The following is a 15,687-nucleotide window of genomic DNA, read 5'->3' as shown; positions in this document are numbered from 1 at the left end:
TCAAAGCATGAGTACAAAAACATCGGTGTCTCGTCGACATTTCATCATCGGCTCTGTTGTTGCCAGTGGTGGCCTATCTGTGGGTTTTCATGTGCCGTTGGCTGCACAAAACATACAAAACGCAGGGCCGGCTGAGGTGAACGCTTGGGTGCTTGTTCGTCCTGATGAATCCTGTGTGATTCGCATTGCCCGCGCTGAAATGGGGCAGGGGACGCACACTGGCTTGGCTCAATTGGTCGCAGAGGAATTGGAGTGCGACTGGGGCAAGGTGGTTCTTCAACCCATCACAGCCGGTCAGAACTTGGCCCGCAAGCGCGTGTGGCGCAACATGGCGACCGGCGGCAGCCGTGGCATCCGCGATTCCCACGAGTATGTCCGCCAAGGGGGCGCTGCGGCCCGCATGGTGCTCATGCAAGCGGCGGCCAACCAATGGCAAGTTCCTGTTGACCAGTTGCGTGTGGACAAAGGGGTTGTGATGCATGCGGCCAGTGGTCGCTCCACGACCTACGGTCAGTTGGCCGATGCGGCTGCCAAATTGCCTGCGCCCGATGCCAAGGCCATCGTTCTGAAAAATCCCCGTGACTGGAAGATTGCTGGCAAACCCCTCAAGCGCTTGGACACGGCCCCCAAGGTCATGGGCAAGCAGAAATACGCCATTGATCTGGATTTGCCGGGCATGCTGATCGCGGCGATCAAAGCCTGTCCTGTCTTTGAAGGCAAGCTGGTCAGCTTTGATGCAAGCAAGGTGTTGGGGCTGCGGGGGATCAAGGCGGTGGTCAAGGTCGATGACGAGTCTGTAGCCGTCATTGCAGATTCCTTTTGGCGTGCCAAGCAGGCGCTTGAAAAGTTACCCATTGTTTGGGACGAGGGCGTCAATGGCAAGGTCTCCAGCGAGTCGATTGCCCTGCACCTGAAAGAAGGTTTGACCTCGACACAGAATGTATTTGCCGACCGCGATGTGGGCGATGCACCTGCGGCCATTGCGAATGCGGCCCGCAAAGTGGAGGCGGTTTACAGCACGCCTTTTGTAGCCCATGCCTGCATGGAACCCATGAATTGCACGGTGCGCATCACCGCAGAACGTGCTGAGGCCTGGGTGGCAACACAAAACGCTGAGGCGGCACTGGCCGTGTTAGCCAACATTGCTGGCTTGCCTCTCGAGAAATGCGAGGTCTATAACCCCACACTGGGCGGCGGCTTTGGTCGCCGTGGAGGCTCGCAGGACTATGTGCGACAGGCGGCCCTCATCGGTAAGCAGTTCATCGGCACACCAATCAAGATGATTTGGACGCGTGAAGAAGACATGTCGCATGACATGTTTCGCCCCATCGGCCAGTGCAAACTCTCGGCGGGTTTGGATGACAAGGGCCAACTCGTGGGTTTGCAACTGCGCGTTTCCGGGCAATCTATCAATGCATTTGCTGCACCTCACAACATTCAAAACGGCAAGGACCGCCGCCAGTTGCAGGGTTACTACGAAGAGCCGGGTGATGCCCAGCTGGGTTACACCGTTCCCAATCTGCGGGTGGAATATGCCATGCGCAACACCCATGTACCGGTGGGGCCTTGGCGTGGTGTCAACACCAACCAGAATGGTATTTACCTCGAATGCTTCATGGAAGAGGTGGCCAAGGCTGCGGGCAAGGATCCCCTGGAGTTCCGACGCGAGCTGATGGCCAATCACCCCAAGCATTTGGCGGTGCTCAATGCCGCGGCAGACAAAGCAGGCTGGGGCAAGCCTTTAGCCCCCGGACGTCACAGAGGTATTGCCCAGTTCATGGGCTATGGCAGCTATACCGCTGCGGTAGCCGAAGTATCGGTCAAGGACGGCAAGGTGAAAGTCCATCGATTGGTGTTATCCACCAATTGTGGCCACGCGGTCAATACGCAACAAATCGCTGCCCAAGTGGAGGGGTCTGTCGCGTATGGCTTTGATTCGTTGCAAAGCCAGTCCACGGTGAAAGACGGGCGCATTGTGGACAACAACTTCCACCTGTATCCCATTGCGCGTTTGGCACAAATGCCCCACATTGAAACCGTGATCGCCCCCAGCTTTGATTTTTGGGGGGGTGTGGGTGAGCCCACCATTTGTGTTGTTGCGCCGGCCATCATGAATGCCATTTTTGCCGCGACGGGCAAGCCCGTTCGCAATTTGCCGCTCAAAAACGAAGGGCTGGAAATCATCTGATCTCCTGGACACCACGCATGACTCAACGACGCACGGTTTTGGCTGGTCTGGTGGGCGCAACGGTTTGCGGGCAGGGTTTCGCTCAAGAGGTTGAACGCAGTCCGCAGGCCTGGATACAGCACCTGACCCAAAGCCAGCCTGTGCGTGAGGGTCGGGTCCAACTGACCCTGCCCAGATTGGCTGACAACGGTTTGTCTGTTCCTTTGAGGATTCAAGTGAACAGTCCAATGACTGATGAGGACCACGTGCTGCAGATTTGTGTGGTGTCCATGCGAAACCCGCGTCCATTGATGGCGCGTTATTTTCTCGGGCCGCATGCCGGGCGGGCCGAGGTCTCTACCCGTGTGCGGCTCAATGGCACCCAGGAAGTGGTGGTGTTGGCGCAGATGTCAGACCTCAGCTGGTGGTCCACCCGCGCCGAGGTCGAGGTCACCGAGTCTGCATGTTTGGATGCGTCCTGATATGTTGGCCCGTGTGATGGTCCCATCCTCTGTCCGCATGGGTGAGGTTTTTGAGATTCGGGTTCTACTTCAGCACCCCATGGAGACCGGCTATCGCTTTGACTTGCTTGGCAGCGCGGTACCTCAAAACGTCATCCACACCCTTCGAGTCCATTACGCGGGGCAATTGGTCTTCAGAGCCGAGATGAGTGCAGGGATCTCTGCCAATCCTTTTCTGTCTTTTTTCACCAAAGCCAAGGGCAATGGCGAACTTGAATTGGAGTGGCTTGATGACAGAGGACAACAGGGCAGACATGTGCAGCCCATTGTTGTCATTTGAATCACTGCCTACAGCTGGCGCGTGTCAGATCATGCCCTGGTGTCGCAGCAGCGCATCCAGGCTGGGCTCACGGCCTCGGAATGCTTTGAAGGATTCCAGCGCAGGGCGGCTGCCCCCGGCTTCCAAAATCGCTTGGCGGTAGCGGCGGCCTGTTTCTAGGCTCGGGCTGCCGTCGGCAGCGGCGGTTTCTTCAAAGGCGGCGTAGGCGTCAGCGCTCAGCACTTCAGCCCATTTGTAGCTGTAGTAACCCGCTGCATAACCCCCAGCAAAGATGTGGCTGAAGGTGTGGGCCATGCGGTTGAAGGCGGGCGGCTGCATCACCGACACCTCGTTGCGCACTTCTTGCAGCAGCGGCATGAAGTCTTGCGAAGGGTCATGCTCGGCATGCACCAGCATGTCGAACAGCGAAAACTCGATCTGGCGCAGGGTTTGCAGACCGCTTTGGAAGTTCTTGGCGGCCAGCATTTTGTCGAACAGTTCGCGGGGCAAGGCTTGGCCTGTTTCGACGTGAGAAGTCATGTGGCTGAGCACCGACCATTCCCAGCAGAAGTTTTCCATGAACTGGCTGGGCAACTCGACCGCGTCCCACTCTACGCCGCTGATGCCTGAAACATCGCGCTCGTTCACTTGCGTGAGCATGTGGTGCAAGCCATGGCCAAATTCGTGGAAGAGGGTGATCACGTCGTCGTGCGTGAGCAGCGCAGGTTGTCCGTTGACGCCTTCGGCGAAATTGCACACCAGGTGCGCCACCGGCGTTTGCAGCACGCCGGTATCGGGGCGCTGCCAGCGGCCGCGCACATCGTCCATCCAGGCACCGCCGCGTTTGCCTGCGCGGGCCGGTTGGTCCAGGTAGAACTGACCCACCAGTTGGCCGCCGCGCTCGATGCGGAAGAACTGCACCGCAGGGTGCCAGACCGGGGCCTGGTCTGGTCGGATGCTGACTTCGAACAAGGTCTCGATGATTTTGAACAGACCGGCCAGCACCTTGGGGGCGGTGAAGTATTGTTTGACGTCTTGTTCGCTGAAGCTGTAGCGCGCTTCCTTGAGCTTTTCGCTGAGGTAGGGCACGTCCCAGGCGTTCAATGTGTCCGTCAGGCCGAGTTCCTTTGCTGCAAAGTCGCGCAAGTCGGCCAGGTCTTTTTCGGCAAAGGGGCGGGCGCGCACGGCCAAGTCGCGCAAAAAGCCGATCACTTTTTCGGGCGACTCGGCCATCTTGGGCACCACAGAGACCTGCGCATAGTTGTCGTAACCCAAGAGTTGAGACTCTTCCTGCCGCAAGACCAGGATCTCCTGCATCAAGGCGGTGTTGTCGAACTGGCGGCTGTCTTCTGGTGCCTGGTCCGATGCGCGGGTGACGTGGGCTTTGTACAGCTGCTCGCGCAGCGCCGCGTCATGGGCAAATTGCATCACCGGCAGGTACACCGGCATTTTCAGGCTCAGTCGGCAGCCTTCCTGGCCTTCTTTTTGTGCGGCGGCGCGGGTGGCTTGCACCACGTCAGCGGGCACGCCCGCCAGACGGTCTTCACTCACATACAAGGAAAAGCTGTCGGTCGCGTCCAGCGTGTTTTCGCTGAACTTCTGGGTCAACTCGGCCAAGCGCTCCTGGATGGCGGCGTATCGCACTTTGGCCTCGCCTTGCAGCTCGGCACCGCCCAGCACAAAGGCGCGCAAGGCGTTCTGGTGGGCTTGTTTTTGCTCGGCGTTCAAGGCGGTGGTGTCGATGGCTTTGTACTTGGCGTACAGGCGCTCGTCGCTGCCCAGACGTGTCCAGAATTCGGTGACCAAGGGCAGGGCTGCGTTGTAGGCTGCCCGCAGCTCGGGGGTGTCGGCCACGCTGTTGAGGTGGCTGACTGCGCCCCAGGCCATGCCCAGACGCTCTGTGCTGACGTCCAGCACTTTGGCGATCGTGGCCCATTGCGCGGGAAAGTCGGCCGCGGTCACTGTCTCGAGGGCTTGGTTGGCCGCGGCCAGCAGTTCGTCCACCGCAGGGGCCACATGCTCGGGGGCAATGCGGTCAAACAAGGGCAGGCCGGAGGTGTCGAGCAGAGGATTGGTCATGGTTTTTTGGGGTTTTGCGGGTCAAGGGCTGGCAGGGATGGGCACCGGGTCAAGCCCGGGATGACACATTTTGGGCGTTGCTTGCCTTGTGGATTACTTGGAGGCACGTTCGGCGGCTTCAAGGGTGTTGACCAGCAGCATGGTGATGGTCATGGGGCCGACGCCACCGGGCACGGGGGTGATGTGGCTGGCGACTTGTTTGACGCCTTCAAAATCCACATCGCCGCACAGCTTGCCCTCGTCGTTGCGGTTCATGCCCACGTCCAGCACCACAGCACCGGGCTTGACCATGTCGGCGGTCAGCACATTGCGTTTGCCCACGGCGGCCACGATCACATCGGCCTGCAGCGTCATGGCCTTGAGGTCTTTGGTCCCGCTGTGGCAGATGGTCACGGTGGCGTTCTTTTGCAAGAGCATCAGCGCCATGGGTTTGCCCACGATGTTGCTGCGGCCAATCACCACGGCGTGCTTGCCTTTGAGGTCGTAGTTGATGCTTTCGAGCATCTTCATGCAACCATAAGGCGTGCAGGGCCAGAAACCTGGCATGCCGGTCATGAGCGCACCGGCGCTGGCGATGTGGAAACCGTCCACGTCTTTGGCGGGGCTGATGGCTTCGATCACTTTTTGAGCATCAATGTGTGCGGGCAAGGGCAGCTGCACCAGGATGCCGTGGATGCTGGGGTCGTTGTTGAGCGCTTCCACGCGGGCCAGCAAGTCCGCCTCGGTCATGGTGGCTTCGTATTTCTCCAGCACCGAGTGCAAGCCTGCGTCTTCGCAAGCTTTGACCTTGTTGCGCACATAAACCTGACTGGCTTGGTTGTCACCCACCAGCACCACGGCCAGGCCGGGCGTGACGCCTTTGGCCTTCAGGGCTTGGGCGCGGGTGGCCACTTCGGTGCGCAGTTGTTTGGACAGGGCGTTGCCGTCGATGAGTTGGGCGGTCATGTGTAAAAACTCGAATAAGTCGGTGATAAATGCAAAACGCCCGACAGGTTCGGGCGTTTCGTGGGGAGGCGAAGCATCAGGCCTTGGGCGCGTTTTGTCCCAGGGCAATCTTGAGCAAATCGGCCACAGTGTTGGCGTTGAGCTTTTCCATGATGTTGGCGCGGTGCGCCTCCACCGTCTTGATGCTGATGCCCAGATCGTCGGCGATTTCCCAGATCGTCGGCGATTTGTTTGTTCAGGCGTCCGGCAACGATGCGTTCCAGCACCTGGGCTTCGCGACCGGTCAGCTTGGACAACAGCGCGTCGCGGCTGGCCGCTTGCTGATGACCGGCAAAGGCCTCGCGGGCTTGTTCGAGCATGCGTTCGACCAAGCTCAGCAGCTCTTCTTCCTTGAAGGGCTTTTGGATGAAATCCATCGCACCTTTTTTCATGGTGTTCACGGCCATGGGCACGTCACCATGACCGGTGATGAACACGATGGGCAGGGGCGATTTGCGTTCGATCAGGCGGTCTTGCAGCTCCAGGCCAGTCATGCCGCTCATGCGGATGTCGGCGATCAGGCAGGCCACCTCACGGGGGTCGTAACGGCTGATGAAGGATTCAGCGCTGTCGAAACAACGCACACGGTAGTCTTTGCCTTCGAGCAACCACTGCAGGGAGTCGCGAACGGCTTCGTCGTCGTCCACGACATAAACCGTACCTTTTTTCGGAATCAAACTCATTCATTTACCCCAGTGGCTTGTTGTATGGTCAAAGTGGCGTCGACCGGAATCCAGAAGGAGAACCGGCAGCCGGTTACCTCGTCGGCATTGTAGAGGTTCTCGGCCGCGATGCGGCCCTGATGGGACTCGATGATGCTGCGGCACAAATTCAGGCCAATGCCCATGCCTTCGACCTTGGTCGAGAAAAAGGCCTCGTACACGCGGTCGATGGCCTCGGGCGGCAGGCCCTGCCCTGTGTCGGTGACAGAAAATTCCACGACCGGTTTGTCATCCACCACGGCGGGCACCACTTTCAATTCCACATGGCGTTTGTCCGCAGTCCGGTTGGCGTTGTCAATCGATTCAGCCGCATTTTTCATCAGGTTGATCAGCACCTGCTCGATCAAGATCGGGTCCACCATCAATTGGGGCAAGCGCGCGGCCACATAGTGGCTCAGGCGCACATGGCGGCGGCGCAGTTCAATTTCGGCCAGCTCCAGCGATTCGCTGACCATGGCGGTCACATCCGACAGGGCTCGGTTGGGTTCGCTGCGTTTTACAAAACTGCGGATGCGCAAGATGATCTGACCCGCACGCTGGGCTTGGTGCGCGGTTTTATCCAAGGCCCAGAGCAGGTCTTTTTCTTCGACCTCCTTGGCCTTGATCCGCGAGATCATGCCGCTGCAGTAATTGCTGATGGCGGTCAAGGGCTGGTTCAGTTCGTGGGCCACACTGGAGGCCATCTCGCCCATGGTGATCAAGCGGCTAGCGGTCTGGGCGCGTTCGGCTTGCTGGGCTGCCAGCTCCTCGGCCTGGCGGCGCGGCGTGATGTCGGTGGCAATCACCATTTGTGCCAAGCGGCCATCGGCCCAGTTGATGTAGCGCGAGCGCACTTCCAACCACTTGCCCAGTTCGAGAACGAAAATTTCGGCATTTTCCGAGGTGGTCACCGTCAGATTTTCGGTGGGCAAGCCCGCCAAATCGTCCACATCATCAGCGTCTTTGGGGCCTTCGTAGGCACCGGCTTGCGCTACCAATCGCAAATGGCCTTGCGTGTTTTGGCCGAACCACAAACGGTAGAGCTTGTTGGCAAACAGCAGCTCTTCGCTGCCCAAAGGCGCAACCGATACCGAAGCGTCCAAGGCTTCCAACACGATCGTGAAGCGCTCGTGCGAGCTGGCCAGTTGTTCCCGGATGCGGTTGGGCTCGGTGATGTCGGTCATCGAGGTCATCCAGCCCGTGTGTTTGCCAGTGGCATCGATCAACGGCGACACATACATGCGTGCATCGAACAAGCTGCCGTCTTTGCGCTTGACTCGGACTTGAAAGCCCCCCGCCGAGTGCTGTCCGCTGATTTCTTCTTCGAGACGCTTGGTCAGCTGCTCGCGGTCCTGATCGGGCCAATAAGGGAAAGGGGCCGTAGCCCCCACCAACTCGGCCTCATTCCAGCCGGTCATCTGGCAAAAAGCGGGGTTCACATAGGTGATGCGGCCATGCAGGTCGAGTGCCCGCATGCCGGTCAGCATGGAGTTCTCCATGGCACGGCGGAAATTGGTTTCGGCCACCAGTGCCTTTTGCGCCTGCAAGCGCCTGCGCGTGTGGCGCCAGTTGCCAATCAGCATCCAGGCCGTCATCACACTCAAGACGCTCACCAGCCAGAACAAGCCGCTGCCCACCAGACCTTGCGAGGTGCGCCAGGCCTGGGCACGCAAGATCAGGTCGTTGCCCACTGGCGGCACGGGAATTTCATAGTCGTTGTCCAGCCTTTGGGTGCCGGGCAGCAAATTCAGAAGGTGCACGCGCTTGGGGATGGTTTGCCCCGCCAGCAATTGGCCCTTGCTGTCTTGCAGAGCCACGGCGTATTTGGCCAGCACTTCGGTCGGAATGCCGTAGCGCAACAGCCCGTCCATCGAGTATTCGGCCAAAATCACGCCACTGAAACGGCCCTGATCATCACTCAGCGGTGAGTGCAGTTGCAAGACTGTGTTGTTGTTGTCCTTGTCGTCGTCCACATCGACACGGCCATAGATGGGCTGCAGCAGATCGCGCGCCAGGCTGTAGTTGGCTTCGGTTTCTCCGACTTTGAGTACAGCGCCTGCGCGCAGGTGTTGGCTGGGCAACAGGCTGGAGACACTTTGACTGGAAATGATGCGGCGGCGATCGTCGATCCAAGTCAGAGATTGGTATTCAGGGTATTGCTGCACCAGTGCTTCTGCGCGCGACAGGAATTGATCGGGCTTGATCTCGTGGTTCGAGACATCACGCGCCAAGCGCATGACCTGTTCTTGGCGTTCAATCAAGCGCAGTCGCAGCCGCTGTTGCGCATATTCGACATCTCGCTTGATGGCTTCTTGCTCACGCTCCACCTCTTCAACGCGCAGGTACCAAAAGGCGCTGGCGATGGCCGCCAAGAACAACAAAACTGCCGCAACCGGTGCAAGGTTCGCAAAGCGGTCTTGGCGGTTGGGCGATTGGCGCACCCACCAAGAGCGCCACCAGGCCCAGGGGCCCACTTTTTTGACTACTGATGCTGCTTTGTTCAATTCCATGGCTTGAGTTTAGGGGACAAGCCCTGCGCAGTGACGGGGTTGGCGTGTCAGACACGCCAAAGAGATTGATTAAAATTTCACAATGAGAAATCATTCGGCACCATTTGAAATATTTGAAAAATTATGAGAAACTAACGGGCATCATTTGACTCACAACAAGCAGGAGACACGCATGACAGCGGCAAACCCACAACAGCCGAAGCCTGATTTGGATTCGCAAGAAACCCGTGAATGGATGGACGCACTGTCCGCCGTGATTGAAAAAGAAGGCGGCGAACGCGCCCACTACCTGATTGAGCAGCTGCTCGAACATGCCCGCGAAAACAGCATCGACATGCCGTTCTCAGCCACCACGGGTTACGTCAACACCATCGAACCTGATCAAGAAACGCATTGCCCCGGCAACATCGAAATTGAAGAACGTCTGCGCGCCTACATGCGCTGGAACGCGATGGCGATGGTGGTCAAAGCCAACCGTCACCACCCCATCGACGGCGGCGACCTCGGCGGTCACATCGGCTCCTTCGCTTCACTGGCCCACATGTTTGGTGCCGGCTTCAACCACTTCTGGCACGCTGAAAACGAAAACCACGGTGGCGATTGCTTGTACATCCAAGGTCACGTGTCACCCGGCGTTTACGCCCGTGCTTACCTTGAAGGCCGCTTGACCGAAGAGCAGTTGCTCAACTTCCGTCAAGAAGTCGATGGCAAAGGTTTGTCCAGCTACCCACACCCCAAACTCATGCCTGAGTTCTGGCAGTTCCCCACCGTGTCCATGGGTCTTGGCCCATTGATGGCCATCTACCAAGCTCGCTTCTTGAAGTACTTGCACGCACGCGGCATTGCCAACACCGAAAACCGCAAGGTCTGGGTGTTCTGCGGCGACGGCGAAATGGACGAAGTTGAATCTTTGGGCGCCATCGGTTTGGCCGCTCGCGAAAAACTCGACAACTTGATCTTCGTGGTCAACTGCAACTTGCAACGCTTGGACGGCCCAGTCCGCGGCAACGGCAAGATCGTGCAAGAACTCGAAGGCGAATTCCGTGGCTCAGGCTGGAACGTCATCAAACTCTTGTGGGGCAGCGAGTGGGACAAGCTCTTGGCCCGCGACAAAGACGGCGCACTGCGCAAGATCATGATGGATACCTTGGACGGCGACTTCCAAGCGTTCAAAGCCAACGATGGCGCTTATGTGCGCAAGCACTTCTTCGGTCGTGATCCACGCACCTTAGAGATGGTCGCCCACATGAGCGACGACGAAATCTGGGCTTTGAAGCGCGGCGGCCACGACCCACAAAAGGTCTACGCCGCTTACGACGCAGCCGTGAAGCACAAAGACCAACCGACTGTGTTGCTCATCAAAACCGTCAAAGGTTTTGGCATGGGCAAAGCAGGCGAGGGCAAGAACAACGTTCACCAAACCAAGAAGCTCACAGACGAAGACATCCGCTACATGCGCGACCGCTTCAACATCCCAGTGCCAGACAGCGAATTGGCCAACGTGCCGTTCTACAAGCCTGCGGATGACACCCCTGAGATGAAGTACCTGCACGAGCGCCGTAAGGCCTTGGGCGGCTACTTGCCACACCGTCGAACGAAAGCTGAAGAAAGCTTCACCGTGCCGTCGTTGGACATCTTCAAATCGGTGATGGAACCCACAGCCGAAGGCCGTGAAATCTCGACCACCCAAGCCTATGTGCGCTTCCTCACGCAGCTCTTGCGTGACCAAGCTTTGGGGCCACGCGTGGTGCCAATTTTGGTGGACGAAGCCCGCACCTTCGGTATGGAAGGCTTGTTCCGTCAAATCGGTATTTACAACCCTGCAGGTCAGCAATACACACCGGTCGATAAAGACCAGGTCATGTACTACAAGGAAGACAAAGCTGGTCAGATCCTGCAAGAAGGCATCAACGAAGCCGGCGGCATGTCAAGCTGGATCGCTGCCGCCACCAGCTACAGCACGTCCAACCGGATCATGATCCCGTTCTATGTGTACTACTCCATGTTCGGTTTCCAGCGCATTGGCGATTTGGCATGGGCTGCGGGCGACATGCAAGCACGCGGCTTCTTGTTGGGCGGCACATCGGGCCGCACCACTTTGAACGGCGAAGGCTTGCAGCACGAAGACGGTCACAGCCACATCATGGCCAACACCATTCCTAACTGCGTGTCTTATGACCCCACCTTCGCACACGAAGTCGGCGTCATCCTGCACCACGGCCTCAAGCGCATGGTCGAGAAGCAAGACAACGTCTTTTATTACCTGACGCTGCTGAATGAAAACTACGCCATGCCAGGCCTCAGCCCCGGCACCGAAGAGCAGATCATCAAGGGCATGTATTTGTGCAAGCCGGGTGCTGCTGGTGACAAGCGTGTGCAACTGCTGGGCTCGGGCACCATCCTGCGCGAATCCATTGCCGCCCAAACCCTGCTGGCGACCGACTGGGGCATCCAGGCCGATGTGTGGAGCTGCCCAAGCTTCAACGAACTGACCCGCGACGGCCAAGACGCCGAGCGCCACAACATGCTGCACCCACTCGTTACGCCTCGTGTGTCCTTTGTGGGCCAACAGCTGGCGGCACACAGTGGCCCCGTGGTCGCATCGACCGACTACATGAAGGCCTATGCCGAGCAGATCCGTCCGTTCATTCCAAAAAATTCGGATGGTTCTGGTCGCACATACAAAGTGCTGGGTACCGACGGTTTTGGCCGCTCTGACTTCCGCAGCAAACTGCGTGAGCACTTTGAAGTCAACCGCCACTACATCGTGGTGGCTGCACTCAAGGCCCTCAGCGAAGAAGGCACCGTGCCAGTTGCACAAGTGGCTGAAGCCATCCAAAAGTACGGCATCAAAGTCGACAAGATCAACCCGCTGTACGCATAAATCCGGGAGACACACATGGCATTGGTAGAAGTACAAGTCCCGGACATCGGGGATTTTGATGAAGTGACCGTCATTGAGTTGATGGTCAAAGTGGGCGACACGGTGAAAGCCGATCAATCGCTGATCACGGTCGAGTCCGACAAAGCCTCAATGGAAATTCCGTCGAGCACTGCCGGCGTGGTCAAGGAAATGCGCGTGGCACTGGGTGACAAGGTCAAGCAAGGCTCGGTTGTGCTGGTGGTTGAAGCCGCTGGTGCAGCCGCTGCACCGGCTGCTGGTGCACCGGCCCCTGCGGCTGCCGCGCCCGTTGCTGCGCCAGCCCCTGTGGCTGCTGCTCCAGTGGCCGCCGCATCTGGCCCCATTGAAATCCGCGTGCCTGACATCGGCGACTTCAAAGACGTCGCCGTCATTGAAGTCATGGTCAAGCCCGGCGACACCATCAGGGTCGAGCAATCGTTGATCACTGTTGAGTCCGACAAAGCTGCGATGGAAATCCCGTCCTCGGTGGCTGGCGTGCTCAAAGAGCTCAAAGTCAAAATAGGCGACACGGTCAACATTGGTGACCTGCTGGCCATTCTGGAAGGCTCTGTTGCGGCAGCTGCACCTGTGGCCCCCGCTGCTGCCTCCGCAGCGACTGTGGCTGTGTCCTCGGCACCCGTTGCCTCGCCAACCCCTGTGGCAGCGGCTGCTGCCCCAGCGTCAGCGCCCGCCCATGCCCCTGGTGGCAGCATTGTGGGCCTACCCCACGCATCGCCTTCGGTGCGCAAGTTCGCCCGCGAACTCGGTGTGCCTTTGGACGAAGTCAAAGGCAATGGCCCCAAAGGCCGCATCACACAAGACGACGTGCAAACCTTCACCAAGGCTGTCATGTCGGGTGCCGCCCAAACCAAAGCGCAAGCGGCCAAAGCCCCTGCAGCTTCGGGTGGCGACGGTGCGGCCTTGGGTCTGATCCCTTGGCCGAAGGTCGACTTCGCCAAGTTCGGCCCCATCGAGCGCAAAGAGATGGGCCGCATCAAGAAGATCAGCGGTGCCAATCTGTTGCGCAATGCCATCATGATCCCGGCCGTCACCAACCATGACGATGCCGACATCACCGACCTCGAAGCCTTCCGCGTCTCGACCAACAAAGAGAACGAGAAGAGCGGCGTCAAGGTCACGATGCTGGCGTTCTTGATCAAGGCCTGCGTGGCCGCGCTCAAGAAATACCCAGAGTTCAACAGCTCGCTCGACGGCGATGCCATCGTCTACAAAAACTACTGGCACATCGGCTTTGCCGCTGACACGCCCAATGGTTTGATGGTGCCCGTCATCCGCGATTGCGACAAAAAAGGCGTGCTGCAAATCAGCCAGGAAATGGGCGAGCTGGCCAAGAAAGCCCGCGACGGCAAACTCGGACCTGCCGAAATGACCGGCGCAACTTTCACCATCTCCAGCCTCGGCGGCATCGGTGGCAAGTACTTCACGCCCATCATCAATGCGCCCGAAGTGGCCATCTTGGGTGTGTGCAAGAGCACCATGGAACCCGTGTGGGACGGCAAGCAGTTTGTGCCCCGCTTGATGTTGCCTCTGAGCTTGACGTGGGACCACCGTGTCATCGACGGCGCCGCAGCGGCACGCTTCAACGCGTTCCTGGGTCAAATCCTCAGCGACTTCCGTCGCGTGTTGCTCTAAGGACTTGGTATGGCAATGATTGATATCCAAGTTCCAGACATCGGCGACTTCGACGAAGTCACCGTGATCGAGCTGATGGTCAAAGTGGGCGACACCGTCAAACCTGACCAAAGTCTGATCACCGTGGAGAGCGACAAGGCCTCGATGGAAATTCCTTGCAGCCACGGTGGCGTGGTCAAAGAACTCAAGGTCAAGCTCGGCGACAAGGTCAAGCAAGGCTCGGTGGTGTTGGTGCTGGAAGGTGAGGGCGCTGCTGCGGCCCCGGCTACCGCCACTGCTGCTCCAGCGGCTGCGCCTGCTGCTTCCGCGCCTGTGGCTGCTGCCCCCGCCCCCGCCCCAGCCCCTGCACCCGCAGCGTCATCCTTCGGCGAGAGCTATGCAGGGGTGGCCGACATCGAGTGCGATGTGCTCGTGTTGGGCGGTGGCCCCGGCGGTTACTCGGCTGCATTCCGTGCGGCTGACCTCGGCTTGAATGTCGTCATCGTTGAGCGCTACGCCACCTTGGGTGGCGTGTGTTTGAACGTGGGTTGCATCCCATCCAAAGCCTTGCTGCACGTCGCAGCGGTGATGGACGAAGTGGCGCACATGGCTGACCTTGGTGTGGACTTCGGCGCACCCGTGGTCAACATCGACAAGCTGCGCGGCCACAAAGAAAAAGTCATCGGCAAACTCACCGGCGGCTTGGCTGCCATGGCCAAGATGCGCAAGGTCACCACCGTGCGCGGCTTGGGTCAGTTCGTAGGTGCCAACCACCTCGAAGTGTCCGAGACCACCGGCACCGCGCAAGAACAAAACGGCAGCAAAAAAGTGATCGCCTTCAAGAAGGCCATCATCGCTGCAGGTTCACAAGCCGTGCGTTTGCCTTTCATGCCCAACGACCCACGCGTGGTCGACAGCACGGGTGCTTTGGAACTCAAAGAAGTGCCTAAGCGCATGCTCATCTTGGGCGGCGGCATCATCGGCCTGGAAATGGGCACTGTTTACAGCACGCTGGGCGCACGCCTGGACGTGGTGGAAATGATGGACGGCCTCATGCAAGGCGCTGACCGCGACTTGGTCAAGGTCTGGCAAAAGATGAACGCCAAGCGCTTTGACAACATCATGCTCAAGACCAAGACCGTGTCTGCACGCGCCTTGCCTGAAGGCATTGAAGTCACGTTTGCACCGGCAGAAGAGGGCGGCACAGCCCCCGCGCCGCAGGTGTACGACCTCGTGTTGCAAGCCGTGGGCCGCACGCCCAACGGCAAAAAACTCGCCGCTGAAAAAGCAGGCGTGTCTGTGACCGACCGTGGCTTCATCAACGTCGACATTCAAATGCGCACCAACGTGCCGCACATCTTCGCCATCGGCGACATCGTGGGTCAGCCCATGTTGGCGCACAAAGCGGTGCACGAAGCACACGTGGCGGCCGAAGTGATTGCGGGCGAACTGCAAGGCAACAAAGAGCTGGCAGCCGCTGCGTTCAACGCACGAGTCATCCCAAGCGTGGCCTACACCGACCCCGAAGTGGCCTGGGTGGGCTTGACCGAAGACCAAGCCAAAGCACAAGGCATCAAGGTGAAAAAGGGCTTGTTCCCTTGGACCGCCTCGGGCCGCGCCATTGCCAACGGCCGCGACGAAGGCGTGACCAAACTGCTGTTTGACGATTCACCCGAGGCCCACGGCCACGGCAAGATCTTGGGCGGCGGCATGGTGGGCACGCACGCTGGCGACATGATTGGCGAGATCGCTCTGGCCATCGAGATGGGCGCAGACGCTGTGGACATCGGCAAAACCATCCACCCACACCCCACGCTGGGCGAAAGCATCGGCATGGCGGCAGAAGTGGCGCACGGTAGCTGCACGGACTTGCCGCCTAGCAAGAAGTAAACGCTTCGCGCTTTAAACAAAGAAGCCGCCAACCTGAAAGGG

The 15,687-nt window shown here is 58.9% G+C and carries 9 protein-coding genes and 1 pseudogene; 6 read left to right on the top strand and 4 right to left on the bottom strand.

Going from position 1 to position 15,687, the window contains the following annotated elements; translation table 11 throughout:
* Window positions 1-7 precede the first annotated feature (7 nt).
* Genes B9Z52_RS01840 through soxZ form a run of 3 tightly spaced genes read left to right on the top strand, consistent with a single transcriptional unit; the run spans window position 8 to window position 2,968 of the window.
* The gene (locus B9Z52_RS01840) at window positions 8-2,188 is read left to right on the top strand and encodes a molybdopterin cofactor-binding domain-containing protein (protein ID WP_108412147.1); all 2,181 of its coding nucleotides are present in this window, start codon (window positions 8-10) and stop codon (window positions 2,186-2,188) included.
* Between the two features lie 17 nt (window positions 2,189-2,205).
* Window positions 2,206-2,649: a thiosulfate oxidation carrier protein SoxY gene (locus B9Z52_RS01835; RefSeq protein WP_108412146.1), complete on the top strand. Its 444-nt coding sequence runs from the start codon at window positions 2,206-2,208 to the stop codon at window positions 2,647-2,649.
* Window positions 2,543-2,968, top strand: a complete 426-nt coding sequence (gene soxZ, locus B9Z52_RS01830) for a thiosulfate oxidation carrier complex protein SoxZ (RefSeq protein ID WP_369907834.1) — start codon at window positions 2,543-2,545, stop codon at window positions 2,966-2,968. The genes B9Z52_RS01835 and soxZ overlap by 107 nt, the downstream gene beginning before the upstream one ends.
* 24 nt (window positions 2,969-2,992) lie before the next feature.
* Here the strand turns inward: soxZ and B9Z52_RS01825 are convergent, their stop codons facing one another.
* The 4 genes and pseudogenes from B9Z52_RS01825 to B9Z52_RS01810 form a co-directional block, all read right to left on the bottom strand.
* Window positions 2,993-5,026, bottom strand: a complete 2,034-nt coding sequence (locus B9Z52_RS01825) for a M3 family metallopeptidase (protein ID WP_108412144.1) — start codon at window positions 5,024-5,026, stop codon at window positions 2,993-2,995.
* Window positions 5,027-5,119: 93 nt separating this feature from the next.
* The gene (gene folD, locus B9Z52_RS01820) at window positions 5,120-5,971 is read right to left on the bottom strand and encodes a bifunctional methylenetetrahydrofolate dehydrogenase/methenyltetrahydrofolate cyclohydrolase FolD (RefSeq protein WP_108412143.1); all 852 of its coding nucleotides are present in this window, start codon (window positions 5,969-5,971) and stop codon (window positions 5,120-5,122) included.
* A 76-nt stretch (window positions 5,972-6,047) separates the two neighbouring features.
* A pseudogene (locus tag B9Z52_RS01815) lies at window positions 6,048-6,693 on the bottom strand (response regulator transcription factor).
* Window positions 6,690-9,221, bottom strand: coding sequence for a PAS domain-containing sensor histidine kinase (locus B9Z52_RS01810; RefSeq protein WP_108412142.1), 2,532 nt, complete (start codon window positions 9,219-9,221; stop codon window positions 6,690-6,692). Before B9Z52_RS01810 ends, B9Z52_RS01815 begins: the two are co-directional and overlap by 4 nt.
* 172 nt (window positions 9,222-9,393) lie before the next feature.
* Between B9Z52_RS01810 and aceE the strand changes: the two genes are divergently transcribed.
* Genes aceE through lpdA form a run of 3 tightly spaced genes read left to right on the top strand, consistent with a single transcriptional unit; the run spans window position 9,394 to window position 15,645 of the window.
* A complete protein-coding gene (gene aceE, locus B9Z52_RS01805) occupies window positions 9,394-12,105 on the top strand; it encodes a pyruvate dehydrogenase (acetyl-transferring), homodimeric type (protein WP_108412141.1) in 2,712 nt (903 codons plus the stop codon).
* Between the two features lie 15 nt (window positions 12,106-12,120).
* Window positions 12,121-13,776, top strand: coding sequence for a dihydrolipoyllysine-residue acetyltransferase (aceF, locus tag B9Z52_RS01800; protein ID WP_108412140.1), 1,656 nt, complete (start codon window positions 12,121-12,123; stop codon window positions 13,774-13,776).
* Between the two features lie 9 nt (window positions 13,777-13,785).
* On the top strand, window positions 13,786-15,645 hold the full coding sequence (gene lpdA, locus B9Z52_RS01795; protein ID WP_108412139.1) for a dihydrolipoyl dehydrogenase: 1,860 nt from the start codon (window positions 13,786-13,788) through the stop codon (window positions 15,643-15,645).
* Window positions 15,646-15,687: the final 42 nt, after the last annotated feature.

Origin of the sequence: Limnohabitans sp. Jir72, assembly GCF_003063575.1 — a bacterium.
GTDB lineage: Bacteria > Pseudomonadota > Gammaproteobacteria > Burkholderiales > Burkholderiaceae_C > Limnohabitans_A.
This window is presented reverse-complemented; position numbering and strand designations above follow the sequence as displayed.